Origin of the sequence: Halorhabdus utahensis DSM 12940 (assembly GCF_000023945.1) — an archaeon.
In the GTDB taxonomy this organism is placed as follows: Archaea; Halobacteriota; Halobacteria; order Halobacteriales; family Haloarculaceae; genus Halorhabdus; species Halorhabdus utahensis.
This window is the reverse complement of record NC_013158.1, coordinates 1,098,102-1,122,549: the sequence shown is the minus strand read 5'-3', so window position 1 is coordinate 1,122,549 and position 24,448 is coordinate 1,098,102. Positions and strand designations below refer to the sequence as shown.

Sequence of the window (24,448 nt, the reverse complement as noted above, 5' to 3'; positions counted from 1 at the left end):
GGGCCTCTACAGCTGCGCGAGGTCGTGCATTTCGTCTTTGGTGTTCTGATAGAGTCGCTTGTAGATGTCGTAGTACTCGTCGTAGGTGTCGACGTTCTCTGGCTCCGGCGTGTACACCTCACCAGTCTCGGTCCACTCGGTGGCGACGTCGTAGTCCTCGAACAGTCCCGTCCCGACGCCGACGACCAGCGCGTCGCCAAGCGGCGCGCCGACGCCGCCGGCCGGCACCTCCATCCGCCGGCCCGTGACGTCCGCGAGGATCTGCATCCAGAGCTCGGAGTTCGAAACGCCGCCGACGACGCTGGTCTCGTCGTTCAGCGGAATTCCGATCTCCTCGGCGACCTCGACGTTGTGCCGGAGGCTGTACCCGCCGGCCTCCATCAGCGCCCGGTACATGTGGGACTTGCCGTGATAGAGCGACAGTCCGGTGAACATCCCGCGCGCGTCCGGATCCCAGATGGGCGAGCGCTCACCCTTGAAGTACGGCAGCGCGACCAGTCCCTCCGAGCCGGCCGGGATCTCTTCGGCTTTCATGTTCAGCAACTCGAAGGGATCGACGTCGACGAGTTCGCCGGCCTGCTCTTCGGGGCCGCCGAACTCGTCCTTGAACCACTCGATGAGCCCGCCAGTCGTGGCTGACCCGCCCCAGGTGTAGATCTTTTCCTCGCCCTCGGCGACGTGTGGCATCGAGACGAGCTGCTGGTCCAGGCCCGCACCCTCGTGGATGGTCCCCCAGCACGTCGAGGTGCCCATCATGCTCACGTTGTCGCCCTCCTCGAACGCACCGGCGGCGAGCGTCGCCATCGGCGCGTCGACGCCGCCAGCGAGGACGGGCGTTCCCTCCGGCAGCCCGCTCGCTTCGGCCGCATCGGCGGTCACCTCGCCGACGATCTCCTCAGTGGGAACCAGCCGTTCGGGGAACTTCTCGATCGGGATCTCCAGCATCTCGCAGGCCTCCTCGGACCACGCCAGGTCGTGGATGTCGAAGACGCCGCCGACGTTGCCGGCCGAGGAGTAATCGACGGCCAGCTCGTCGGTCATGACGTACTCGACGTAGTTGTTCGGCGGGACGAAGTTCTCGATGTCGTCCCAGACCTCGGGCTCGTGTTCCTTGATCCAGCGGATCTTCGTGTACCCGTAATACGAATCGACGTAGTTGCCGGTGATCTCGAAGAGCCGATCGAGGTCGACATTCTCCTTGACCCACTCGACCTGGTCGGTCGCGCGGCGATCCATCCAGATGAGACAGGGGTAGACCGGTTCGCCCTCGCTATCGAGGGGGACGCCCGCGCCGCCGTAGAGGCTGGAGATGCTGATCCCGCGGATCTCGCTGGGATCGACCTCGGCCTCGTCGATGGCTTGCTGGATCGAGTCGTAGGTGGCTTCGACCCAGACGTCGGGCCACTGCTGGGCCCACGACGGTTCGGGTTGTTCGACTTCGTAGCCGGCATTGCCCGTGCCCAGCACCTCGCCTTCCGGCGAGACCAGGATCGTCTTCGTGCTGTTCGTCCCGATGTCCGTCCCCACGAGGTATTGTCCGTCCATCGGAATCACTCCTGGCCGTAGCCCTCGAGATACTCCTGGTTGAGGCGTTCGGCCTCCTCGTCGGGGATCTCCTCGGGCGTGCCCAGGTCCTCGGCAATCGAGGAGATCTTCGCGCTGTGTTCGATGTGGAGCGCTGCCTTCAGCGCGTCGCCGGGGGTGTCACCGGCGGCGAAGAGGCCGTGGTTTTTCATCAGCAGGCCCTGGAACTTGCCATCGCCCGTGTGCTTGGCGAACTCCTCGCCGATGGCTTCGGTGCCCGGCGGGACGTACGAAGAGACGGGGATCGACTCGCCGAACGTGTCGGCGAGTTCGGTGACGTAGACGGGGAGTTCCCGCCCGGCGGCGGCGAAGGCGGTCGCGTACGTCGAGTGAGTGTGGATGATCCCGCCGAGTTCCTCGTTTGCCCGATAGATGTGGAGGTGTGCGCCTGTATCGACCGAGGGTTTGAGATCGCCCTCGACGACCTCGCCGTCCATGTCCACGACGACGAGGTTCTCCGGCGAGAGTTCGTCGTAGTCGACGCCGCTGGGCTTGATCACGACGCGATCGCCCTCACGACCGCTGACGTTCCCGCTGGTGCCCCTGACGAGGTCGTTTTCCGGCAGTGCCATCAGCGTCTCGTAGACCGTCTCGCGTAGACTCTCGAGTGCCATGTTCACCCGACCGTTCGCTTGGGTGGGTAAAATCTCTTGGTACTGCTCGACCCGGGTTCTATCGGTCGAATCTGTCGACGATATCAACAAAATACTTTTGAACTGATCGTCGTAGTGTCACGTATGGTCGACATCGCAGAGGTCGCTCTGGGTCTGGGACTCACACTCGCCGGGGTCGCGTCGATCGTCGGCGCTCGCTCGATCGCGGACCTCTCCGAGCAACTGGACGCGATCGGGAGCACGCACTCGGCCGCCGAGACGGAGGCGGCGCCGTGGAAAGTCTCGATGTACAGATATTCCGGTGCGTTCATCGTCTTTCTCGGCCTGCTGTTCGTCCTGGCCGGTCTCGGGCTTTGAACCGGCACTGGCCTCCTTTGGTTTCCGCTAGTGCCAGGGCTCCTCGGCCACGTCGTGCATCGACTCGACCCGATGATCGGGGACGGGGTCCGGGTCGATGCTGGCGTCCCCGTCGAGCCAGACCGACCGCAGGCCGGCGTTGTGTGCGCCGGTGACATCGGCTGAGAGAGAGTTGCCGACGTGAACGGCACGCCCGGCGTCGACTCCAAGTTCGTCGAGCGCCGTGTAGAACGGTTCGGGATCGGGCTTGTAGGCCGCGTCGTGGCCGCCGTGTACGATCGTCTCGAAGCGGTCTCCGATCCCGAGGCCGGCGAGTTTCTGGGATTGCATCCACGGGTCGCCGTTGGTGACGAGGCCGACGCGATACCGCTCGGCAGCCGTTTGGACGGCCTCCCGCGCCCCGGGCAGAAACCGGACGTTCGACTGGTCGCGCTCGGCCTCGAAGGCCTCGGCGACGGCCCGACCCACGCCTTCGTCGAGTCCCGCCTCCTCGGCGAACGCCGCGAAACTCCGCCGGCGGAGGTCCCGAATGTCGTCACCCGGGCGTGCGAACTCCTCGAAGCGATCGTAGAACGTCTCGATCGGGAACCAGGGCTCGACGCCGACGCGCTCGAAGGCCGCCGACAGCACGTCCCCGGCGGGGCGGCGATACTCACAGAGGGTGTCGTCAAGATCGAACAGCACGGCGTCGACGGTCATTGTGCGTCCAGAGGGGCCCGTGATTCAAAACGACAACGGACAGCGCTGACCGAAGGGCTTTCATCCTGGCCAGCACCCTCTCAGCCATGATCGTCGCCGAATGCGGGATCGATTACGAGGGCCTGACCACGTCCGCCGATCTCGACTTCACAGAGCGCTCTTGGCTGGCGGAGTGATTCACGAACCGCTCTTGGCTGGCGGAGTGACGACTTCGCTCACTCCTTGACGGCAACCATTCGCAGCCGGCGGTAGTCCGCCGTCCAGGTCTCGCCGTCGAAGTATTCCTCCCGCAGGGCGTCTTCGGCGTCGCTGATGACGGCCGCTCGGGTCTCGTTGTCGAGATGGTCGAGCAGGTCGTCACAGAACATGTCGTAGAGCTGTCGAAGGCCGTTCTTACCGCCGTCGAGTTCGGTCGGCCGGTCGAACAGCCGCGCCAAGCGGACTTCGAATCCGTGATCCGCAAGCCGTGGCGCGTATTCGTCGATGCTCGCGAAGTACCACGGCAGTTCGGCGTCGTATCCCCGCTCCCGGAGTGCCGACTGGAGTGCCCCGTTGATCGCGGCCACGTTCCCGCGGCCACCGAACTCCGCCACCAGCCGGCCATTCTGGACCAGCGCGTCGGCGATGGTCGAGAGCAGTGCATCCTGATCGTCGATCCAGTGGAAGGCAGCGTTCGAGAAGACGGCATCGAACGACTCGTCGGGGTCGAATGCCGTCGCGTCGGCCACCCGAAACGTCGGCTCGGAATGTCGATCGCGGGCCGCGTCGATCATCTTGGCGGAACTGTCTATCCCGACGACTTCAGCCTCGCTCGCTGCGATCTCGGCTGTCAGTTCTCCCGTCCCACAACCGATGTCGAGAATCCGCTCGCCCGGCTGTGGATCGAGCAGCGACAGCAGCGACTCGCCGTACTCGTAGACGAACGCGTGATCCTCATAGGCCGCCGGATCCCAGTCGTTTCCGTCGCTCATCTCACAGCCCGAAACTCTCGACGAGTAGTGCCTCGTCGGTCTCGCCGTAGACGGCCGTCTCCCCACCGATGACGTCGACGGTGACCTGCGCGGGGCCGAAGACGTCCGCGGGCAGCTCTTCGAAGTCCCAGTCGGCGTCCTCGAAGATCTCGGCGAAGGGTTGGCTGTACTCTTCGCCTGCCGTCGAGGGTATCTCTTCGAACCTGTCGAAGCCGGACTCGACGGTGAGATGGACGCGACCGCCGTAGGCGAGTGCGTCGTTCGTCCGCGCGATAGCCGCCTCCTCGCTTTCGGCGACGGGCGCGACGGGTGCGACGCCCGATACCGAGTGGACATCTTCGGGATCGTAGCCCAACTCAAACAGCTGGAAGACGGCAGATTCACTCGCTCGCGCGCCCGCTGCGACGCTGCCGGTAATCGACGCCGTCGAAAACGCCGGCAGGAAGACGCTACTTTCGGGGACGCCCGCGAGGTCGGCGACCTGGGCTGCGGCCGCCTCGGTCGGCAGCGCGTCGCTCTCGACGGCGAGCACGGCGAAGTCGAAGGCCTCGACGTACTCCAGCCGCTCGAAGATGTCCTCTCTGGCGACCAAGGCCCGTGCGGGGCCGCTACCCAGCCCTTCGAAATCCTCGGTCGCGAGTTCCCAGCCGGCCTTCTGCCCGGCGAGCAGCGCCAGTGCCGGGTGGTCGGTCGTCACCTCGACGTGGGGGAGGGCGGCGTCGCCGACCGACTCCAGTCGCGTGGTGACGGAGGCGAGTCCCGCGGTCTGGATCTCGGTGAGCATTAGCCCCGCTTCGACGCCACCAGCGTGCTCGACGCCGAAGTCGAGGACCGTCGTCTCGTTGTCGAGTCGATACTCCGCGATGCCGAGCTCGTCGGCGAAGTCGATGGCCTCGTCGACGAGTTCGGTGCCGAGGCGATTGAGTTGGTCCATACGCCCCGATCGATCCCCGACCCTGAAAACCCATCCCTCCCGGCTAGTTGGTACCGGTCCGGTGTCACATCCCAACGCGAGGGGTCTTACTCCTCGGCGTCGCGTTTGGGATCGTGCCCGAGTTCCTCGGCGACGGACTCGACTTTCTCGCCGGCAGCGTGTTCGACGGCGCGCTTGTCGTCGATCTTGAGGAACGTCTCGACGCGATCGGCGTCGACCGCCGCGTGGGCGTCGGCGGCCGCTTCGAAGAGCGCCGCTGCGTCCTCGGCTTCGATGATCGTCCCCATCGGCGTGGTCTCGTAGCCGACGTCGTGTTCCTCGATCGCGGCGACCGCCTTGGCGACCTCGCCCGACATGCTGCCTTCGATGACCGGTGCGACGCTCAGGAAGCCAAACGCTGTCATAGGTGCGTGTGGGTTCGCGGCGTACAAAACGGTTCGTGGTCTGTCTCGAAACGACGGAAGAAGAGGGGTCAATCCTGTAACCACTCGTACCACGTGTCGATCTCGACGTATTCGTCACGGAGTTCCTCGGCTCCGTACTGTTCGAACACTTCTTCGACAGTCCGAGCGAATCCCTCCGGATCGTCGTCGGGTAGTGACTGGTCATAGTAGATCAGCAGTCCAGCGTGGTCCGTTTTGCGATGCAGCAATTCGAAATCCCTCGCGTTGTTCGACACCAACACGACGTCGTTTCGGTCACACCATTGGAGCAACTCCTCGTCTGTCGTGTATTCGCCGAACCGATCTTTTGCTTGGCTGACGTCGAATCCGCGGTCCCGAAGCACGTGTTCGCAAATCCGGCTGACGTGTTCGTCTAGAAGCAGCTTACTCATGAAACCGGTTCTTTCGGCTGCAGCGACGACTCACGCAACCGGTCGCGCGTCTCCGCGTTCTCCCGTTCGACCGCCCGGATTTCCTCGATGTTGTCATAATAATACGAGAGGGCCTCGTAGACGGCCCCCAACGAGATATCGAGCTGATCAGCTACGTAAGCGGGTGCATACCCTGCATCGACGACTTTCCCGGCGACGTGTCGGACGCCGATTCGGGTCCCCTCGATCCGCGGTTCTCCCCCGAGGATGTCCTCGGTTCGGACGATGCTTGACATTGTATACAGACATTGATCGTGTCGATATTTAAACGTTCGTCAGGGTCTCACCCGTCTGGTATCTATTTCCCAGCCAATTACCTGAATTGACTCTTTCACCCTCACCAGGTCAGGCCGTCGTACTCGATTCCGTCCCGGGGCTCGACGATCCGGCGACCGTCGATCACGACGGGCTCGGCCATCGCCTCGAACTCCGCATCGAGGGCCCCAAACTCGTCCCAGTCGGTGACGAACAGCGCCGCGCTGGCACCCTCTAAAGCTTCGGCCGCACTGTCGGCGTAGGTGATGTCGGGGTACTGCTCGCGCATGTTCTCGGTCGCGACGGGGTCGTAGGCGACGATCTCGGCGTCACGCTCCAGTAGCCCCTCGATGACCGGGACGGCTCGCGTATAGCGGATGTCGTCCGTCCCAGGCTTGAACGCCAGCCCCATCACGGCGACGCGCTTGCCCGCAACGTCGGTGTGGTCGTCCAGCAGATCGAGGAGACGTTCGGGCTGGCGGTCGTTGACCTCGACCGTGGCGTCGAGCAGGACGGGGTCGTAGTCGCGGTCGCGTGCGGCGGCGCGGATCGCCGCGACGTCCTTGGGGAAGCAGCTGCCCCCCCACCCTAGGCCCGAGCGGAGGAAGTGTTCGTCGATGCGGTGATCCAGCGCGATGGCGTCGGCGACCTCGTAGGCGTCGACGCCGTACTCCTTGCAGATGTTCCCGAGTTCGTTGATCAGGCTGACCTTCGTCGCGAGGAAGGCGTTGTTTGCGTACTTGATCATCTCCGCTTCGCGGATCCCCGTCTCGACGATCGCGGGATCGCCCGCCGCGGCCTCGACCAGCGGTTCGTAGACCCGATTCAGCGTCTCGACCGCTTGGTCGTCCTCGGCCCCGATAACGATCTTGTCCGGGTCCTTGAAATCATCGAGGGCGAACCCTTCCCGGAGGAACTCGGGGTTCATCGCGATCCGGAACCCCTCGCCCACGGTCTTCCCCGAGGCGTCCTCGATGATCGGGGCGATCGTCTCGGCCGTCGTCCCGGGGATGACGGTACTCTTGACGACCACGAGGTGGTCGTCGTCCTTCTCGGCGATGACGTCACCGAGTGACTCCGCGGCGGCTTTCATCGCCGAGAGGTCGATACTGCCGTCATCGTTGGAGGGTGTGGGCAGCGCGAGGAACGTGACGTCGCTGCCGGCAACCTCGTCGTAGTCCGTGGTCGCGACGAGGGCGTCTCCGCCGTGGGCGGCCATGAGCTCGTCCAGGCCGGGCTCGTGGATGGGTGCCTCGCCGTTGTTGACGGCTGCCACGACGTCCTCGTCGATATCGACGTTCGTGACCGTGTGTCCCAACTCCGCGAACCAGGCGGCGATCGTCGTGCCGATGTATCCGCTGCCGACGACGCTTACGTGCATCGTTCTGATTTCCTGCCCATCGGATTTGGTTGTTTCCCTTTCGATATCGGGTTCACGATCGAACGTGGGTTTCAACGGTGATTCCTCTCACAATTGTGCGATCGGTATTTCATTCAGGAATCGGACCGAATTGTGGTTTGAGATCCCAGACGAGGTAGATCCCGCCGATCCACTCTTCACGGCAGTCGAGATGCTTCGGGACACCCCCGTCCGCGATGGCGTATCGACGAACGCAGCCACGGTCGGTGACCTCGTCGAGGAGTGGACTGGGGACGCCGGGATGTCTCGACTGGGAGATCCGGAGTGACGATCGAAGTCGAAGACGGTAGTGTCGGCCCACGATTCGGTCGAACCGCGGCGAGCCTGCTGGCCGACGGCAAGGCATATACTTCCCGGACCGAAATACCGAATTGATGAAAGCTGTCGTACTCGCGGCGGGCAAGGGCACCCGCCTCCGACCCCTGACCGAGGACAAGCCGAAGGTGATGGTCGAGGTCGACGGCAAGCCCCTCCTGACGCATAGTTTCGAACAACTGATCGACCTCGGCGTGGACGAACTCATCGTCGTCGTCGGCTATCGCAAGCAGGACGTCATCGACCACTACGACGACGAGTTCGATGGGGTGCCGATCACCTACACCCACCAGCGTGAACAGAATGGGCTGGCCCACGCGCTGTTGACCGCCGAGGAGCACATCGAGGACGACTTCATGCTGATGCTCGGGGATAATATCTTTCGGGCCAACCTCGAAGACGTCGTCAAGCGCCAGCGCGAGGAGCGCACCGACGCAGCCTTCCTCGTCGAGGAGGTTCCATGGGACGAAGCCTCGCGCTACGGCGTCTGTGATACCAACGACTACGGCGAGATCGTCGAGGTGATCGAGAAACCCGACGATCCGCCGTCGAACCTTGTGATGACCGGCTTCTATACGTTCTCGCCGGCCATTTTCCACGCCGCGAAGCTCGTCCAGCCCTCCGACCGCGGCGAGTACGAGATCAGCGACGCGATCGACCTGCTCCTCCAGAGCGGCCGCACGATCGACGCCATCCGACTCGACGGCTGGCGTATCGATGTCGGCTATCCCGAAGACCGCGACCGCGCCGAGGAGCGGTTGCAGGACGCCGAACCCGACGCCCCGGAGTCGACGCCCACCTGACGCTTCCGACGACTTTTTGATCGTCCCCGTCACATCGCTGTCCATGCAAATTCTGGTCACCGGCGGCGCGGGCTTCATCGGCGGGCACCTCGCCGAGCGGTTCGTCGCCGACGGTCACGATGTCGTCGTTCTGGACAATTTCGATCCGTTCTACGCCAGGGAGATCAAGGAACACACCGTCGAAATCTGCCGGGACACGGCTGCTGACGGCGACGGTTCCTACGAACTCGTCGAGGGTGACGTCCGCGACGCGGACCTGGTCGCGGAACTCGTCGCCGAGGCTGATTACGTCTATCACGAGGCCGCCCAGGCGGGCGTCCGCCGGAGTGTCGAGAACCCCCGCAAGTACGACGCGGTCAACGTCGACGGGACGCTGAACGTTCTCGACGCCGCCCGCGAGCACGGCATCGAGCGGGTCGTCGTCGCCTCCTCGTCGTCGGTCTACGGCAAGCCCATCTCGCTGCCCTACGACGAGGAAGATCCGACGATGCCTGTTAGCCCCTACGGGGCCTCGAAACTCGCCCAGGAACGCTACACCTGCGCGTACGCGAACTGCTACGACCTCCCCGCGGTCGCCCTGCGCTACTTTACCGTCTACGGCCCGCGGATGCGACCTAACATGGCGATTTCGAACTTCGTCTCCCGGGCTATCAACGACGAGGCCCCGGTCGTCTACGGCGACGGCTCCCAGATCCGCGATTTCACCTACATCGAGGATATTGTCGAGGCGAACGTCCGACTGCTTTCGACCGACGCCGCCGACGGCGAAGCCGTTAACATCGGTAGCAACGGGACGATCGAGATCAAGACGCTCGCCGAAGAAATCCGCGATCAACTCGCGCCGGAGCTCGAGCTCGAGTACGCCGAGCGCCACGACGCCGATGCCGAGGCCACCCACGCCGACGTCTCGAAGGCCGCGGCGTTGCTGGGCTACGAACCCTCGACATCGATCCGTGAGGGCGTCTCGAAGTTCGTCGAGTGGTACCGGGCGAATCGCGAGTGGTACGAACCGCTGGTCCGGGAAAGCTGAGAGGCTGGGTGGCGAAATTTATCTTCCGGGAAAGAATATATTAGTCAGCGGCGCCAATTCTTTGCCATGGCACCGACGTTCGACGTGGCCGCGGCGTTCGAGGGGGAACTCGCGGACGCGCCGACGGACGAGCGGGTCTACCGGGTGGCACTCCAGCTTCACGAGCCGGCCCGGATCGCCGACATCGCCGACAGGGCCGATTGCACGCCCGATACAGCCCGTCGGCACTGTCGGCGGCTCGCCGATATCGGCGTCCTCGAGGCGGTCTCCGAGCAACCGGAGACGTATCGACGCAACGAGTCGTACTTCGAGTGGCGCAAACGGGACCGCCTCGCCGAGCTCTCGACCGCGGAGTTACGGGAGCGTCTCGCGGATCTCACCGACCGGGACGCGACGTTCCGGGAGACGTACGGCGTGAGCGATCCGGACGCCGTCGACGCACTCGAACACGCCGAGTACGACGCCGTCGAGGAGGTCTGGCTGGACGTCAGCGAGTGGCGGACCGTCAGACGCCGGATCGAGCGCCTCGAGGCGGTCCGACAGCGGCGGGCGAACGACTCCTCGTCGCATTCGGAACCAGCCTGACCGTGTCGGGGGACGGGCCGCGACAGGTCAACGAAGCCCTGCTGGACCATCTGCGGTCGATTTTCGGTCGTCTCTCGAGTGTGAACCGGGTGTCGCTGTTCCCGCCGAACAGACAGGAGAGTCTGGTGATCGAGTTCGAGACCGCTGCGTATCCGGAATCGATCGGTGCGGTCCGTCTCGAGGTCCGTGCGTACACAAACGGCGACTTTCACGTCTCCTATCTGGAGACGCATATCGGTGAGTTGCGCCAGTGTCGGTTCGATCGCCACGACCAGAATCACAACAGTCGCGATCACTTTCACCCGCTGCCGGACGCCAGCACGGGGGACGCACAGGATCGGGAATTCCCGACCGACCTGACGACGGTGATCCGTGAGGTCGTATTGCCGTGGGTGGAAACCCGATTCGGCGATCTCTGGGACGATGCGTGACCGCCTCGCGAATGCGCCCCGGAGCGGGTGACCTGACGGATTCGTGCTCTCACCGCGATCGCTGCCGGACGAGTTTCGCGCGGCGGGTCTCGAACTCCTCGTCAGTAAGCTCCCCCCGGGCGTACCGTTCTCGGAGGGTATCGACGGCGCGATCGCTGTGTTCACGCCCTTCGTCGGCCCTCGATGTCGCGCCCGATCGGGATCGGCGGCCATCTCGCGTGTAAGCGAAGAGACCGATGATCCCGAGGCCGAGCAGTATCCAGAACGCGAGGCCGAACCCCGGGATCCCGAACCCGCCGTAGCCGCCGCCCGTCATGCCACCGCCGCCGTGCTGGGCGCTCGCGGTGCCGACCGTTGCGAGCAGGCCCACGGCGAGGACGCCGCCCCCGACGATGGCTTGCGGGAATCTCCGCGACGCCGGGTTCGAACCCGCAGGCTCGGCTTCGACCGTCCGACCGACGCCGTCAGCGTGCTTCCCAGTCAGCATCCATGTCCTCCCCCGTACATTCCACCGTGGCCACCGCGTTCGTCGTGGCGGTCGGTAGGGTCGCCGTCGATCGACGCGTGCGGGTGGATCCCGACGCTGTTACCGTCGCCAGGCCACCCGCTTTCGTTCACGCCAGCGTGTCCGCTATTCCAGACGGTCGCGTTCGCGTGCGTCGTTCGCCATTCGGTCGTGTTTATGTGCGTCGACCGCCACTCGATTTCGGTCATTCCCATGTGAGCGGCCATCCACGCGGTCGTATTGCCGTCCGGATGGCTTGGGCCGTATGCGTGCATCCGAATCCGCTGGTCGTCGTGTCGGTCTTGCTCTGTACCGTTCTCGTGCGGTTCGTCCACTGTGATTCCGTCGCCGTGGGCGCTGATCAGCGGAACGGCGATCACCACACCCAGGATTGCGATCCCGACGAGAAACCAGGTTACTGCGTTCGGTTCTGCCATCGTGGTTCACCTCGACACTCGGTAGGGTCCTCCGGTGGTTATTCACGAGGGTGTGAACGCAACCACGAGATCGTCCGAGACCGTTTCTAACTGCCGCTAATCGTTTCTCTTCGAAGCGACCGTTCATCGCGGGCGAATTCGGCATCCGTCGGCAGATCGGATCAGGACTCCCGGTTCGCCCCGAGTTCCTCGCTCGGATAGATCCGGTAGGTCCGCCCCTGGCGTTCCCGATAGAGCAAGCCCCGTTCCTCGAGGTCGGTCACCGTTTGGCTCACTTTGCTCTTCGAGAACGACGACCGGTCCCGGAGTTCGATCTGCGTGATCCCCGGCGATTCGAAGACGGGTTCGAGGACCTGGCGTTCGTCCTCGGGCAAGAGATCCAGCACGCGCCCGGTCGGATTCGCCTCGGGAGCGGTCGCCTGCCCGTCGGTCGCGTCGGTTTCGGCGCTCTCGGCGGCTGAGTCGTCTGTGGTCGATTCCTCGTCCGTCTGTCCGGCGGCGTCTTCCGACGCTGGCGTCGCCTGGGGCTGGTCCGGTTGCGTCCCGGCCTGTCCCGGCCGAGTTTCGGCTTGCCCCGGTCGAGTCCCGGTCTGTCCGGATCGTGTCCCGGCTTGCCCCGCCCCGAATTCGGGCCGGACGAGAAGATAGAGTCCGCCCAGGACGGCGGCGATCACCAGCGTTCCGAGGGCGTACCACAGCGGGTCCGGGCCGTGCATCGACCCCATCGAGGTGTCCATCATCGAACCCATCGTCCCGTCGGCGGTCCGCCGCCGGGTCGCGTTCCAGGTGAGTCCGCCGCCGAGGAGGAGCATCACGCCGAGCAGGATCCCCGCCGCGATGTCGGCGCGTCGCCGGTTCATACGGATCCCCTCGGCTCGTCGGATCGGCCGTCCATGGACATACTTCGAGTCCCAGGAATGAACGGGTTGTGATTCGGCTTGCTCGCTGACTGTGGGTCGCGACGCGATTCCCTAGTCGCTGAGGGCTGTATCGCGGAACTCCGAACCATGCAGACCAACGCCGAACTCAACGAGACCGACCCGACGAGGCTCTGGGAGCACCTGGAATGAGGCCTGTTAACACGAACATGTCACGCCACTGGTCGAGTCAGATCCGCTCGCCGGGTAGTTGGTCGTTCGTCGGTCCATCGCAGAACGTCTGCGGCTCGGTCGAAGGTATCACTCGTCCGCGAGCGCTGCCTCGCCCGATCGCAGCGCCGTTTCGAGTGCAGACGAGTCTTTCATCGTCTCCATCGGCGTTGGCGGCTCTGGATCGGCTGGATGTTCGCCCAACTGTCGGTGCCACCACTGGACATCGTGCCACGAGCCTTGCTTGTGCCCGGCCGCGGGAAAGGTTCCCACCGGCTCGAACGCGAAGTTCTCGTGGAGGCTCACACTCGCCGAGTTCGGCAGCGTCACCGCGGCGTACGCGTCGACGTAGCCCTGTTCGCGCAGGGTTTCCAGCAGCGATGTGTATAGTGCGGTGCCGACGCCCGATTGCTGGATGTCGTCGTCGACGTAGACTGTGAGTTCGACCGCCCAGGCGTAGGCCGCCTTCGACCGGAGCGAACTCGCCGTCGCGTAGCCCACGACGCCTTCGTTCTCGGTCTCACAGACGATCCAGGGGAACGCCTCGTGGGTCTGCTCGATCTGGTCGGTCATCTCCTCTGTCGTCGGGACTTCGGTCTCGAAGGTGATCGCCGTCGATTCGACGTACGGCGCGTAGATCGACCGGATCGCAGGCCCGTCCGCGGGCGTGGCGATCCGGAGCGACGCGTGCATATTCGAACGATTTGCTTGCGGGTACTGGAGTGTTGTGTTCCTCCAGTCACCAATCCGTCCAGGTTGTTTTCGTTCGTATTCCAATCTCCCCGATCTTTTTATACGGGAGTCGGGTCAGATGGGAATACAACATCGATCGGTGGCTCTCGCTGACTGTCGAAACGCGACACTGAATGCCACCTCCGTAACTACGACGCTATCATGCCAATCGAAATCACAGGCGAACACACGACCGCCGAATTTCTCGTCGACGAGGAGTCGCTCATCGAGGACAACTGTCTCGACCAGGTCCGGACGCTCGTTGACCACCCTGCATTCACCGAGCCGATCCGGATGATGCCCGACGCCCACGTCGGCGCGGGCGCACCCATCGGGTTCACCATGCCCTTGCCGGACCGGGTCGTGCCCAACATCGTCGGCGTCGACGTCGGCTGTGGTATGGTCGCGACGAACCTCGGCGAGGACCTACCACTTGACGGCCCGGAACGCGAGCGGCGGGTGCGCGAGGCCGTACCGATGGGGCGGGCCGTCCACGACTACGACGACGCGCCGCATCTCGTTGAGGAATTCCCGTTCGAGGGGGCGAACGACGTGTTCGAACGCTTTGACGCCGCCTACCGCGAGCGCTTCGGCCGCCCGATCGACCCGCTCGAGTTCGACTTCGAGGGCTACGATGGGGCGTACTTCAAGGCGCTGTGCCGGCGCGTGCTCGCTGGATCCCGGCAGGGCATGGGTTACGTGATCCGCGGTGCGGGCACGCTCGGCGGTGGCAACCACTTCGTCGAGTTCGCGAAGGCTCGCGATTCCGGTGAGTACTGGCTGGTGATCCACAGCGGCTCGCGGTATCTCGGCAAGTCCGTCGCCGAGTACTGGCAGGAGAAGGCGACGCAGTATCGCGAGGCCGACGCGATCCGCGAGGCGATACCCGAGGAATACGCCGAGTATCTGAAGTTCGACCCCGAGACGGTCAGCGACGCGGACCTCTTCGCGTGGGTCACCGGCGGGAAGGGCAAATCGCACGTCCGCAAAGACGCGATCCGGGCGGACTTCGACGGCGAGGAGGTCGACGAGGTCTTCCGGGCGCTGTCTCGGCCGCAGGAAGCTCTCGAAGATCGCAACGAGGATCTCGACTGGCTGGAAGGTCAGGAGGCCCACGGCTACTTCGTCGACATGCTGTTCGCCCAGCAGTACGCCCGCTGGAACCGGGAGCTGATGAGCGACGCTATCTGTGCGGCGCTGGATCTCGAGCCTGTCGATCGATTCCAGTCGATCCACAACTACGTCGACTTCCGCGACCTGACTATCCGAAAGGGCGCGACGCCGGCCCGGGACGGACAGCGCCTCGTCATCCCCTTCAACATGGCCGAAGGCTCGCTACTGGCACGTGGGAAGGGGAATCGACGGTCCCACCAGACGGCTCCCCACGGGGCCGGCCGGACGATGGGGCGTCGCGAGGCTCACGAGACACTCAACGTCGAGGACTTCGAGACCGCGATGGCGGAAGTGTATTCGGAGTCCGTTGGTGAGTCGACGCTCGACGAGGCCCCGATGGCCTACAAGTCTGTGGAGGCGATCGTCGAGGCGATCGAACCGACTGCGGAGATAATCGATCGGCTCGACGTCGTTCACAATCTGAAGGCGACGGAGTAGCCGATGACTGTCGGACAAAACCAGTAGAGCGACAAGAACTATCGATTCCCGAATCATGCCCTCCAAATAGTAATTCTATGCAAATCGACGAGGCATGGATCCGAGATCGGTGTACCGACGCGGTGTTCGAACGCGGGCAGCACTATCGAACCGACGGCCGGATCCGCCGAATCGATCGATTCGGCGATGTCGTTACGGCGATCGTTCAGGGATCAAGTCAGTACGACGTAACCGTCGAACTAGACGAATCCAACATCGAGTCACGATGTACGTGTCCCTACGACGGCCCGGGCGACTGCAAGCACGTCGTGGCAGTCCTGCTGGAGATCGCTGCTGACCCGCCAGCGGACGACAGCGAGCGCGTCACGGCGGTGCTCGACGATGTCTCGCCCGCGGACCTGCGGGCGTTCGTTCGCGCCGTGCTCGCTGAACGGCCAGCCCTCCGGGATCGGTTTCTTGCCCGGTACGGCGACGCTGCGGTCTCGTTCGAAGAACTTCGGGACGAGATCGAGGCGCTGTTCGACCAGTACACACAGGACCACCCGGCCGTCACGGACGCGATCGACTTCTGGCGGTTCTTCGAGATGGCAGAGCGATACCGCGAGCGGGACCGTCATTTCGCGGCCGCAGCCGTTTACCGCGCGATTTTCACGGCGATCGACGAGAACGAGGGACGGATCGACGGTGCGTACGATCACCACGCCCGGGCGCTTCAGTCCGCGCTCGATGGGTACGTCGACTGTGTCATCGCGGCCGATCTCGACCAAGAGAGGTTCGAGACGTACGCCGGCGTGCTGGCGGAGCTGTCGAGTGCTGGTTCGCCGGTCAACGACGAGCGATTCCGCCGTGCGCTCGAGGAGCTTGAAGAGCGACGGTAGTCTCTCGTTGCATGTTTTGGAACTATCGTAGACGGTAAACGGTATTCGACAAGCGTGTACTCGATCGGAACGTCCGTCTTTCTCGATCCGGTGTTTTCTTGTCCGGGCGACCGGAATCCGAGGTATATGCGCATCCTGCGGGTCGCCCAGAAGGTCTACCCCGAGGTCCCCGGCGGCGGGACCTATCACGTCCACGCGATGAGTCGTGACCAGGCCGCGATGGGCCACGACGTCACGCTGCTGACCGTCCGTCACGACGAGTCGCTTCCCCACTTCGAGAAGCGTGCAGGGTACACGGTGGTGCGCTACGATCCTGCGTGTTCCGCGCTGGGGAACGACATCAGTCCCGGGCTGGCACGGTATCTCTTCTCGGCGAATGACTTCGACGTGGTGCATGCCCACTCGCACCTGTACTTCTCGACGAACCTGGCCGCGCTACGGCGTCGACTGGGGGACGTGCCGCTGGCGCTGACGAACCACGGACTGTATTCCCAGAGTGCACCCAAGTGGGTGTTCGACCTGTATCTGCGGAGCGTGGGTCAGTGGACCTTTGAGCAAGCTGACGTGGTGTTCTGTTACACGGACGAGGATCGCGATCGGGTGCGGGAGTTCGGCGTGGACTCCCGGATCGAAGTCGTGTCGAACGGTGTGGACACGGAGCGATTTACGCCTGCGGGGGATGAGAGTGACCGGATCGAACACGATGGGAGTGTGGTGTTGTTCGTCGGGCGGCTGGTCGAGGGGAAGCGACCGCAGGACCCGGTGCGGGCGGTGGCGCGGTTGCCTGACGAACTGGACGCGAAACTGTACATGGTCGGCGACGGGCCGATGCGGTCGGAGCTGGAGGCGATGGCTGGTGAGGAGGTGACGTTCCTGGGGCAGGTTCCCTACGAGGAGATGCCGCAGGTGTATCGGTCCGGGGACGTGCTCGTGTTGCCGAGTCGAGCTGAGGGGCTGCCACGGACTGTGTTGGAAGCGATGGCTTCCGGGTTGCCCGTGGTGGTGAGCGATCTGGAACAAGTCGCGCCTGTGGTTGGGGGTGCTGGAGTGACGGTCTCGGTCGGGCACGTTGAGGGGTTCGTGGCGGGAATCGAGACGGTGCTTGACGGTGGCGTCGGTGATCCGCGATCTCGGGTCGAGGGTCGGTTCGACTGGGCGGAGACGGTCGGTCGGACGACTGAGGTTCTGGAGGGGCTGTAGGGGTTTGGGTGGCGTCGCCCCCTCTGTAGATACTCGAGATTGTCGTGTGACCTCCGATTTTGATCCTCGATGTTGTGACAGCAGTAGAAAGAAATAGTGATTTCCGAATAGGTCGTTATAGCCGAACAGCTCTGCCAGCGCGCGCTCCCCGGTCTCGTCGATCGACAATTCTGCAACGTCAGACAGTGGTGGTTCCGGGAACACGAACTCGACGTCCTCGGGCTCGCGGACGAAGGGCTCGTCGCTGGCGAGTGCACGTTCACCTCCCGGCAGGTCAGTGAAGGCGTTTTCGCGGACCTCGAACGAACCACGTCCGAAGTCCGATGGTCCGGGGCGCCTGTGGACGGGGAGACGCTGTACGTGTTGTTCAGCCGCTCGGGCTACACGGACGACCTCGAACGTACTGCCGACGTGCGGGACGATGTACAGTTGTTTTCTCTGTCCGATCTGTTCGATTCTGCCTTCTAGCGGTCGCGGTACGTGTCTGCCGTGCGGCCTGGAACGATGGCCAATCACAGTGTCGTCCAGTCGATCACTAGCACGTTGTCGATACGCCCGACGTGATCGACGTTGGCTGTCACGATCGGCACGTCCTGTGTACGCGCTGTTGTAGCGATACAGGAACGAGATGGATGGTGAAAGCCCGTGCTCGCTCGCGGTCGCTGTGCTACATATCCTCGCTCACGACGTTCGCCCGGATAGTGGCCGCACAGGCGACTCCATGAACGCGAGCGAGCAGCCCCTTTCATTCCCACCCAGGTGGCTCGTATTATCGCCCGAGACGGGGTGGACGTTCGGGGTTCGGTACGTTGGACTTCGGGCGGACGACGCCGGCTGCGAATGGGTTGTTGATACTGCGAGCAAGATTCGATTCATTGGTTGGGGGAACCGAGCGCGTTGGCGTCACCGAATGGCGGTAGTCCTGCAGGTAGCTAAGGTCCTCGAGGCGTGCTTTTGTGTTTTCGGACATTATGATTTCGCCGTCCGGGTCAGCATGCTCGAAGGAATCGAGCCACTCGTTTAGTCGAGCATCGAGATCCGCGACGACATCATCCTTGTTCTGTTCGATGTCGGCCATCTCCATGGATTCATGCTGATGGTCAAATAACCGAACTATCTGAATATATATTCATTTAATATTTGTAGACATCCATCGATGAGACCAGTCGTAACAAGAATCCATAAGGCGAACACTGCCAATCATACAGCTATGCCATCGGATATCGCCGATGTGGTTCGGAATTCTCTGCTTTACTGGGTAGCATCAAAGTTGCTGGTCTGGACAAAGCATAGTACGATCGCACGTCTGCTCGGGGATGAGAGAGTTCTGGCCGCGATCATCACCATCGGATTACTGGGGAGTCTCTTCAGAGTCTTGAGTTCGAGTATGCAAGCCCCGGTTAAATTCTTAAGTTTCGCGCTTCTTTTCGTCACGCTTACGGCGTTGACGTGGAATTATACCGAGCCACTCACGAATATGTAATTCCCAGTGCTGTATCACCGGCAAAGCGAACCCGAGCAGCAAGAAATCGAAGACGATCCGGTGGCGGACATTCGTCCCGAAGTTTGCGTTGATCGTTCCATACCCGACGATTCCCGCGAAGTAAATGACGACGAGAAACACAGCAGTTGTCTCGTCCAACCGGCATTCGTAAAGCGATCGAGCAGCAGCCACGGTGAGAACAATGACAGCTACAGAGACGGTGAAGGCCAAGAAGTGAAATATCGACTCGACGTGCAACGGAAACGGGGCGAACTGAAAATAGATAGCCCGTACCGGTGCAGCGAGGAGAAAGTCGAACCAGGAGGCGTATTCCATTCCGTCGAGATAGACGGCCCCACCGCTCGACCGTCCTGTCATTTGTGCGTTTGCACTCTCGAACGAATAGAGGACTTCTGCGAACAACCCGAATCCGATCGCACCGGCAGTACCGATTACTGCCGTAAGTGACGTAAGCGACAAATCGTCAGTGGTCGTCTGGACCACTTTGACGATCACATTTGCTAGGCTACCGAGTACAAACACGAGCGCAAGTTCGGGTCGCAATAGGTACAGCATGCCCCAAAGTGGAATGGCAACGGCTACAGACCTCAGCTGGTGTGTCTTGAGCGCCCGGAGGGCTACACTGAGGAGTGAGAAAAACAGCAGGACAGATAACCCATCTCGCATTGGGAGGCTGAGGAACAGAAACTGCAGCGGTGCGAACAGCACGATGAGCACGAGACCGAGTCGCGATTCCGTTCGTGACGGGTACAGCTGGCGGACAAGAGACGAGATGGGTATTACTGTCAGGACGGCGAATAACCCGCTGAATATCGCGATGGTTTCGGGTTGTGGGCTGAAGACGGTGTACGTGAGGGCCTGGAATCCTCCGAACGAACTCACAGTCGAGGATCCAGACGTGAATGACCCTGTCGCGATTTCGCTCGCTGTCTGATGAAACTGTGCGATATCCCATCGGTAGGGCAATCGGGGGAGAACGACGAGCGCGACGAAGACGTGACCGAGAAATGCAACGAGAGCTGCTGGTCGATACCAAGGAAGATCCGTGTATCGTGTCACAAGGAGGAGAACGATGAGAGCAAAGACGACGGCCAAAAGCGCCATACAACAGTAATGGCACAGGGATAGAGTAATATCTTTTCACTGGCCTGCCTATCAGTCCAGCACGAGACTTATACCTTCGATGAAATCATGCCTTGAATAATGCGAATCAATTAAACCCGACGATTCACGGGGTTGCCAATCAACTATCAAGGGGGAAACGGTAGGCATAATTCGGTTGCCGTCTCAAAATGAGCCGTGCTCCAAAGGAGCGACGACGATTCGATACCAGTGTGGTATCTTATCGGGACGCTCACGGTCGGCGGTGCCGAAAGAACGCTGGTCGATCTGGTGTCGAGACTCGACGACAGGTTCGATCCAGTCATCTGGACGATCGCAGAGCCGGGGCCGCTAGCTGATGCTGTCCCGGAAGACGTCCCCGTGCGATCGCTCGGTGCTCAATCGAAAGCTGACGTTCGAGCCCCGATTCGGTTCGTCCGGGCAGTCCGTCGTGAACGACCACCGCTTCTCCAGTCGTTTTTGTTTTTCGATAATACGCTCGCACGGTTGGCCGGACTCGTCAGTCCGGAGACAACGGTGATTACCGGCGTTCGGGCCGTGCCCGACAGTCGACCACGACATCGTGAGTGGATCGATCGGACGACGTTGAGGCTCTCTGATGCCATCGTTTCGAACTCCGAGGCGGGTGCCGAGTGGATCATCTCCCGTGGCGCGTCGGCGGAGTGCGTTTCGGTGATTCCCAACGGTCGGGATGTCGATCGTTACCACCAGCCAGTTCCGGACGGATATAGCAATCGTCTGGGACTCCCCGAGGGCCCGGTCGTCGGCACTGTCGGACGGCTCATTCGTCGGAAGGGGCACCACGATCTGATTGCTGCATGGCCTTCGATTCGTGCCCATTCGGACGATGCACAGTTGGTTCTGGTAGGTGATGGACCCGAATACGACCGACTCCGGCGGGAAGTAGACCAACTCGAATGTGGGGATTCTGTGCATCTTCTGGGGCGACGTGATGACGTGCCGGAACTGCTGGCACTGTTCGACGTCTTCGCGTTTCCGACGTACTACGAAGGATTACCTGGCGCGCTCCTGGAGGCGATGTGTGCCGAACTGCCGATCGTGACGACTCCAGTCGATGGCTGTTCAGAGCTGGTCGAAGATGGCGTCCACGGGACTCACGTTCCGGTCGGCGATGTGGAGGAATTGGCGGAGGCAATCATTCAGTATGTCGAATATTCGGAGTTAGCTGGCGAGCATGCCGCTACCGCCCACGAGCGGGCGGTATCCTCGTTCAGTCTCGAAATGATGGTTGAGAACTTCCAGGAACTGTACGATGGTCTTATGAGGGAGTGATCTGCTCAGACGGATCTGTTATTCTATCACGTAACCAGATAGCTATAGTTTGTGGAAGGTTTAGGGTAGTGTTCCCATAAGCTGGTTCCATGCGAATGCGAATGATTTGAGCCAGTCGTCAGCTGTTTCTGCAGCGGCGTGACTGAAACAGTTTGAGAACGAAGATATTCTGCGTTTTACCTCACGAAAGATACGTTCGACACTGTTCCGATTTCCAGCGCGTTCGATGCTGAAATCGAGGCCGTGTCGATTACAGGCGTCTTTCAACGAGTGCGATCCATCGATGAGAAACACCGCGTCGTCAACATCGTGTTTCTCACGCAGCTCGTGGAAGAACGCGTGAGCAAACGCCGAGTTAGTGCTCGGTTCAAGCTTTGTATGCAGCAATTCGTTTGTTTCTGGATCGACGGCGGCGTACAGCCAATACTTCTCATCGTCGAGTCGGATCACGGTTTCATCAACCGCAACGTGATCCGGGCTTCATCCGGTTTCGGGCTGTAGATCGCCCTTGTGAACCCAGTTGTGAACAGTTGAACGAGCGCGCTGGACACCGAATACCCCAAGAATCGAAACAGTATTCGAAAGCGATAGTCCAGCCAGGTGCACCTGAATACTGAGCTTCATCAGCAATCGCGGTGTCGCTTCGCGCTCCACAAACGCTAAGTCTATCTGGTCGATATTACCGCTGAAGCGTGCGCTTTCGGGCATGACCGCTTTGAAAACGCACGCCTCACTCTTCAAACCTCATCTGAACACCGCCTCACTATCAGTCATTAATACGCCCTCAAATACGTAAACATGAATGGCTGAGTTGTGACGTTACCTGGAAAACCAAGCGTTATATGATGCCGGATATCCGATATGCAATTATGGACTCTTCGGATCGTCATATTGTCTTGTTCATCCCCTCTCTCACATATGGCGGAGCAGAGCAAGTTGCGGTTATTTTGGCTAACGCCTTCTCACGATCAGGGATCAAAACTAGCCTTATAACAGCGACTTCTGGTGACGATATTTCGGATCAGCTCGATGATTCTGTCAAACACGCATCTCTAGATCAATCTCGAGTTCTAACGAGTATTCCCTACTTTTCGCAATATTTGCGAAAGACGCAACCAGATGCCGTATTGTCGTTTATGACTCACACAAACGTTGCAGCAATACTTGCGAATGAGATGGCATATCAGCCTGCAAAGATTGTGGTGTCAGAGCACACCACGATCTCCAATCGTGAATGTGGAAGGAAGGACCAGCTCATTCTATCTGCAGCAGCTCGGTTATATCCACGAGCGAATCGAGTCGTCGCAGTTTCAAACGGTATCGCAAGCGAACTTCAAGACGATTTGGGATTGAAAGAGGAGTTAATCCAGACAATCCATAATCCGGTCCGCAGACCAGATGAATCAGATCTTCAATCTCCACCCAATCCTTGGTTCGAAGATTCTGGTCCAGTTTTGTTAGCGGTTGGTAGACATGAACCTCAAAAGGATTTCTCAACTCTTCTCCATGCGGTGGCTAAATTCAAGAGTGACAGAGTCAACACAAAACTCGTTCTATTGAGCGAGGGATCGGAGACGCCCAATCTCAAAAAGTTGGCTGCCAATCTCGGGATCGAACAATCCGTTTCGTTTGAGGGATATGTTAGTGACCCTTATCCATATTTCTCCGCTGCCGACTTGTTCGTTCTCAGTTCTCGGTGGGAAGGGTTTGGAAACGTGATCGTTGAAGCAATGATGGTTGGTACGCCAGTCGTAGCGACGGACTGTCCGGTCGGACCAGCAGAGGTCCTTTCTGATGGAGAGTTTGGGAAATTGGCTCCAGTCGGGGATCCAGACGGTTTGGCTCATGCGATTCGTAACGAGCTCAGAAACCCAACAGACACAACGAAACTTAGAGAGCGTAGTAAGGAGTTTGATCCTGATAGAATTGCAGCAATATATAAACGAGTGATGTTTTAACTATCAGAACTATTGATAATGGTTCAACATTCACGTGTAGATAAATCATTAAAATTGCAAGAGAATTGATTCGGGGTGTAGACTACTTTGTTCAGCCTTTGACGACAAATGTTTGGTTGCCCACTGTACTGACAAAGGTTATCACGAACGCAATCGACAGCTCTTTTACTCACAATTATATACAAATTAATAAACCTGTATATTACTTTGCGTTGCGACACATTGATTACGATCAAAGTCCTCTATCCAGAGGATGAAAATATATTTGTGTCAGATGCATATGGGATAACTACATGACAGAGTCAGCCGTTTTGAAAGCAATTCAATCTCCCTCAAAAATCCCCTCTCATATACATGATCAGATTAGGAAATTGTACCGCCGGCGACACACCCATCCTGCTGTTATAGAGATGGTAAGCGGAGTCCTTGAGGAGGACCATTCTGTGGTTCGGGAATATTATAATGGTTTGAAAAAATCTAAGACAATCATCGAGTCCGTAAAATCAACGGGAGATTTTATCTCACACTTTGCGGTACCCGAGCATGCCCTGCTCTTTTATTTGACTTGTCGAGCTGTGGAGCCCGAAATAGTTGTTGAGACAGGTGTTCATACGGGAACCAGTTCCGTGACAATACTACAGGCGCTGGCCGACAACGGCCATGGGAAACTACACTCTATTGATCTTCCTGGAACTAAAAGAGACCCAATAGTTGATTCAACTTCTCCTTATGGTACTGTGAAATATGAGTTGTCTGACAAAAGTGAAGTCGGCGAAAAGGTGCCTGAAAGCTTGCGAGATAATTGGGAGCTTCATCTTGGAAGCTCGGACGAAATTCTTGAACCACTTCTGACGGATATTGGTCCTATTGATATATTTTGTCATGATAGCGACCATTCGTATGAAAATATGATGTTTGAGTTCAATACTGCCCAGGAGCATTTACACTCTGAAGGAGTTGTCTTATCTGACGATGTAGATTGGAACGATGCTTTCATGGATTTCACAAATAAATATGCTTCTGTGTCCGATTCATTGGATGATTATGTGCCAGATCGGTGGATGAAAGAAACTACTATAGCTGGGATTGGGAAATTATAGTTATTAGACAAGGTATCAAGGTGGAACAATACATTCCCCCGTGTGCTTGCTCTATCACGCGGTCAAGCGTCCTCTAAGCACCTACCACATTTCCCGTCCGCGTTTTTCTTCGCGTTTCCCTTGCCCGATAACCGGAAGATTTTCACCT

At 60.4% G+C, this 24,448-nt stretch carries 27 protein-coding genes and 1 pseudogene; 12 read left to right on the top strand and 16 right to left on the bottom strand.

All coding sequences use genetic code 11. The features are described from left to right. Positions 1–6: 6 nt before the first annotated feature. Together HUTA_RS05615 and HUTA_RS05610 are read right to left on the bottom strand one after the other, a co-directional pair. Entirely contained in the window at positions 7–1,545 is a 1,539-nt protein-coding gene (locus HUTA_RS05615; RefSeq protein WP_015788901.1) for an FGGY-family carbohydrate kinase, read from the bottom strand. Between the two features lie 5 nt (positions 1,546–1,550). Next, complete coding sequence (locus tag HUTA_RS05610; protein ID WP_015788900.1) at positions 1,551–2,198, bottom strand: class II aldolase/adducin family protein; 648 nt, start codon at positions 2,196–2,198, stop codon at positions 1,551–1,553. 123 nt (positions 2,199–2,321) lie between these two features. Between HUTA_RS05610 and HUTA_RS05605 the strand changes: the two genes are divergently transcribed. Beyond that, positions 2,322–2,555 carry a hypothetical protein gene (locus HUTA_RS05605; RefSeq protein WP_015788899.1) on the top strand — a complete coding sequence of 78 codons (234 nt, stop codon included), beginning with the start codon at positions 2,322–2,324 and terminating at the stop codon, positions 2,553–2,555. Positions 2,556–2,582: 27 nt separating this feature from the next. Here the strand turns inward: HUTA_RS05605 and HUTA_RS05600 are convergent, their stop codons facing one another. From HUTA_RS05600 to aglM, 7 genes are all read right to left on the bottom strand, one after another. Further along, positions 2,583–3,254 (bottom strand): HAD family hydrolase, encoded by a 672-nt coding sequence (locus HUTA_RS05600; protein WP_015788898.1) that lies wholly within the window; start codon positions 3,252–3,254, stop codon positions 2,583–2,585. A 215-nt stretch (positions 3,255–3,469) separates the two neighbouring features. Further along, positions 3,470–4,225: a class I SAM-dependent methyltransferase gene (locus HUTA_RS05595; RefSeq protein WP_015788897.1), complete on the bottom strand. Its 756-nt coding sequence runs from the start codon at positions 4,223–4,225 to the stop codon at positions 3,470–3,472. A 1-nt stretch (position 4,226) separates the two neighbouring features. Further along, on the bottom strand, positions 4,227–5,159 hold the full coding sequence (gene mch / locus HUTA_RS05590) for a methenyltetrahydromethanopterin cyclohydrolase (RefSeq protein ID WP_015788896.1): 933 nt from the start codon (positions 5,157–5,159) through the stop codon (positions 4,227–4,229). Positions 5,160–5,245: 86 nt separating this feature from the next. After that, on the bottom strand, positions 5,246–5,563 hold the full coding sequence (locus HUTA_RS05585; RefSeq protein WP_015788895.1) for a thiamine-binding protein: 318 nt from the start codon (positions 5,561–5,563) through the stop codon (positions 5,246–5,248). Positions 5,564–5,631: 68 nt separating this feature from the next. Further along, on the bottom strand, positions 5,632–5,994 hold the full coding sequence (locus HUTA_RS05580) for a DUF5615 family PIN-like protein (RefSeq protein ID WP_015788894.1): 363 nt from the start codon (positions 5,992–5,994) through the stop codon (positions 5,632–5,634). Next, entirely contained in the window at positions 5,991–6,269 is a 279-nt protein-coding gene (locus HUTA_RS05575; RefSeq protein WP_008527194.1) for a DUF433 domain-containing protein, read from the bottom strand. The genes HUTA_RS05580 and HUTA_RS05575 overlap by 4 nt, the downstream gene beginning before the upstream one ends. 101 nt (positions 6,270–6,370) lie before the next feature. Continuing rightward, on the bottom strand, positions 6,371–7,669 hold the full coding sequence (aglM, locus tag HUTA_RS05570) for a UDP-glucose 6-dehydrogenase AglM (RefSeq protein WP_015788893.1): 1,299 nt from the start codon (positions 7,667–7,669) through the stop codon (positions 6,371–6,373). A gap of 413 nt (positions 7,670–8,082) precedes the next feature. Between aglM and aglF the strand changes: the two genes are divergently transcribed. The 4 genes from aglF to HUTA_RS05550 all read left to right on the top strand — a co-directional run bounded on the left by aglF (position 8,083) and on the right by HUTA_RS05550 (position 10,872). Then, a complete protein-coding gene (aglF, locus tag HUTA_RS05565; RefSeq protein WP_015788892.1) occupies positions 8,083–8,826 on the top strand; it encodes a UTP--glucose-1-phosphate uridylyltransferase AglF in 744 nt (247 codons plus the stop codon). A 43-nt stretch (positions 8,827–8,869) separates the two neighbouring features. Further along, positions 8,870–9,856, top strand: a complete 987-nt coding sequence (locus tag HUTA_RS05560; RefSeq protein ID WP_015788891.1) for a GDP-mannose 4,6-dehydratase — start codon at positions 8,870–8,872, stop codon at positions 9,854–9,856. Between the two features lie 66 nt (positions 9,857–9,922). Further along, positions 9,923–10,441 (top strand): DUF7342 family protein, encoded by a 519-nt coding sequence (locus HUTA_RS05555; protein ID WP_015788890.1) that lies wholly within the window; start codon positions 9,923–9,925, stop codon positions 10,439–10,441. A gap of 80 nt (positions 10,442–10,521) precedes the next feature. Next, on the top strand, positions 10,522–10,872 hold the full coding sequence (locus HUTA_RS05550; RefSeq protein ID WP_245529137.1) for a hypothetical protein: 351 nt from the start codon (positions 10,522–10,524) through the stop codon (positions 10,870–10,872). A gap of 49 nt (positions 10,873–10,921) precedes the next feature. Here the strand turns inward: HUTA_RS05550 and HUTA_RS15840 are convergent, their stop codons facing one another. From HUTA_RS15840 to HUTA_RS05530, 4 genes are all read right to left on the bottom strand, one after another. Continuing rightward, entirely contained in the window at positions 10,922–11,359 is a 438-nt protein-coding gene (locus tag HUTA_RS15840) for an SHOCT domain-containing protein (RefSeq protein ID WP_015788888.1), read from the bottom strand. After that, entirely contained in the window at positions 11,353–11,814 is a 462-nt protein-coding gene (locus tag HUTA_RS05540) for a hypothetical protein (RefSeq protein WP_015788887.1), read from the bottom strand. The genes HUTA_RS15840 and HUTA_RS05540 overlap by 7 nt, the downstream gene beginning before the upstream one ends. A 161-nt stretch (positions 11,815–11,975) precedes the next feature. After that, complete coding sequence (locus tag HUTA_RS05535; RefSeq protein WP_015788886.1) at positions 11,976–12,674, bottom strand: helix-turn-helix transcriptional regulator; 699 nt, start codon at positions 12,672–12,674, stop codon at positions 11,976–11,978. A gap of 318 nt (positions 12,675–12,992) precedes the next feature. Then, positions 12,993–13,595: a GNAT family N-acetyltransferase gene (locus HUTA_RS05530; protein WP_015788885.1), complete on the bottom strand. Its 603-nt coding sequence runs from the start codon at positions 13,593–13,595 to the stop codon at positions 12,993–12,995. A gap of 201 nt (positions 13,596–13,796) precedes the next feature. Between HUTA_RS05530 and HUTA_RS05525 the strand changes: the two genes are divergently transcribed. The 4 genes from HUTA_RS05525 (at position 13,797) to HUTA_RS15020 (ending at position 17,791) form a co-directional block, all read left to right on the top strand. Then, on the top strand, positions 13,797–15,245 hold the full coding sequence (locus HUTA_RS05525) for an RNA-splicing ligase RtcB (protein ID WP_015788884.1): 1,449 nt from the start codon (positions 13,797–13,799) through the stop codon (positions 15,243–15,245). A gap of 77 nt (positions 15,246–15,322) precedes the next feature. Beyond that, positions 15,323–16,123: an SWIM zinc finger family protein gene (locus tag HUTA_RS05520; protein WP_015788883.1), complete on the top strand. Its 801-nt coding sequence runs from the start codon at positions 15,323–15,325 to the stop codon at positions 16,121–16,123. A gap of 126 nt (positions 16,124–16,249) precedes the next feature. Next, positions 16,250–17,323, top strand: a complete 1,074-nt coding sequence (locus HUTA_RS05515) for a glycosyltransferase family 4 protein (RefSeq protein WP_015788882.1) — start codon at positions 16,250–16,252, stop codon at positions 17,321–17,323. 117 nt (positions 17,324–17,440) lie between these two features. Next, on the top strand, positions 17,441–17,791 hold the full coding sequence (locus HUTA_RS15020) for a DUF234 domain-containing protein (protein ID WP_079891679.1): 351 nt from the start codon (positions 17,441–17,443) through the stop codon (positions 17,789–17,791). Between the two features lie 301 nt (positions 17,792–18,092). Here HUTA_RS15020 and HUTA_RS05510 read toward each other — a convergent pair whose 3' ends face one another. Together HUTA_RS05510 and HUTA_RS05505 are read right to left on the bottom strand one after the other, a co-directional pair. Further along, positions 18,093–18,401, bottom strand: a complete 309-nt coding sequence (locus HUTA_RS05510; RefSeq protein ID WP_143920335.1) for a hypothetical protein — start codon at positions 18,399–18,401, stop codon at positions 18,093–18,095. Between the two features lie 330 nt (positions 18,402–18,731). After that, a complete protein-coding gene (locus HUTA_RS05505) occupies positions 18,732–19,931 on the bottom strand; it encodes a glycosyltransferase family 39 protein (protein ID WP_015788880.1) in 1,200 nt (399 codons plus the stop codon). Positions 19,932–20,126: 195 nt separating this feature from the next. Here HUTA_RS05505 and HUTA_RS05500 point away from each other — a divergent pair, with 195 nt between their 5' ends. Beyond that, positions 20,127–21,242, top strand: a complete 1,116-nt coding sequence (locus tag HUTA_RS05500; protein WP_245529135.1) for a glycosyltransferase — start codon at positions 20,127–20,129, stop codon at positions 21,240–21,242. A 60-nt stretch (positions 21,243–21,302) separates the two neighbouring features. Here HUTA_RS05500 and HUTA_RS15015 read toward each other — a convergent pair. Beyond that, a pseudogene (locus HUTA_RS15015) lies at positions 21,303–21,950 on the bottom strand (IS6 family transposase). A 161-nt stretch (positions 21,951–22,111) separates the two neighbouring features. Between HUTA_RS15015 and HUTA_RS15010 the strand changes: the two are divergent. Then, positions 22,112–23,200 carry a glycosyltransferase gene (locus HUTA_RS15010; protein ID WP_169304884.1) on the top strand — a complete coding sequence of 363 codons (1,089 nt, stop codon included), beginning with the start codon at positions 22,112–22,114 and terminating at the stop codon, positions 23,198–23,200. 293 nt (positions 23,201–23,493) lie between these two features. After that, positions 23,494–24,300, top strand: a complete 807-nt coding sequence (locus HUTA_RS15005; protein ID WP_015788877.1) for a class I SAM-dependent methyltransferase — start codon at positions 23,494–23,496, stop codon at positions 24,298–24,300. The last annotated feature ends 148 nt before the right edge of the window (positions 24,301–24,448 follow it).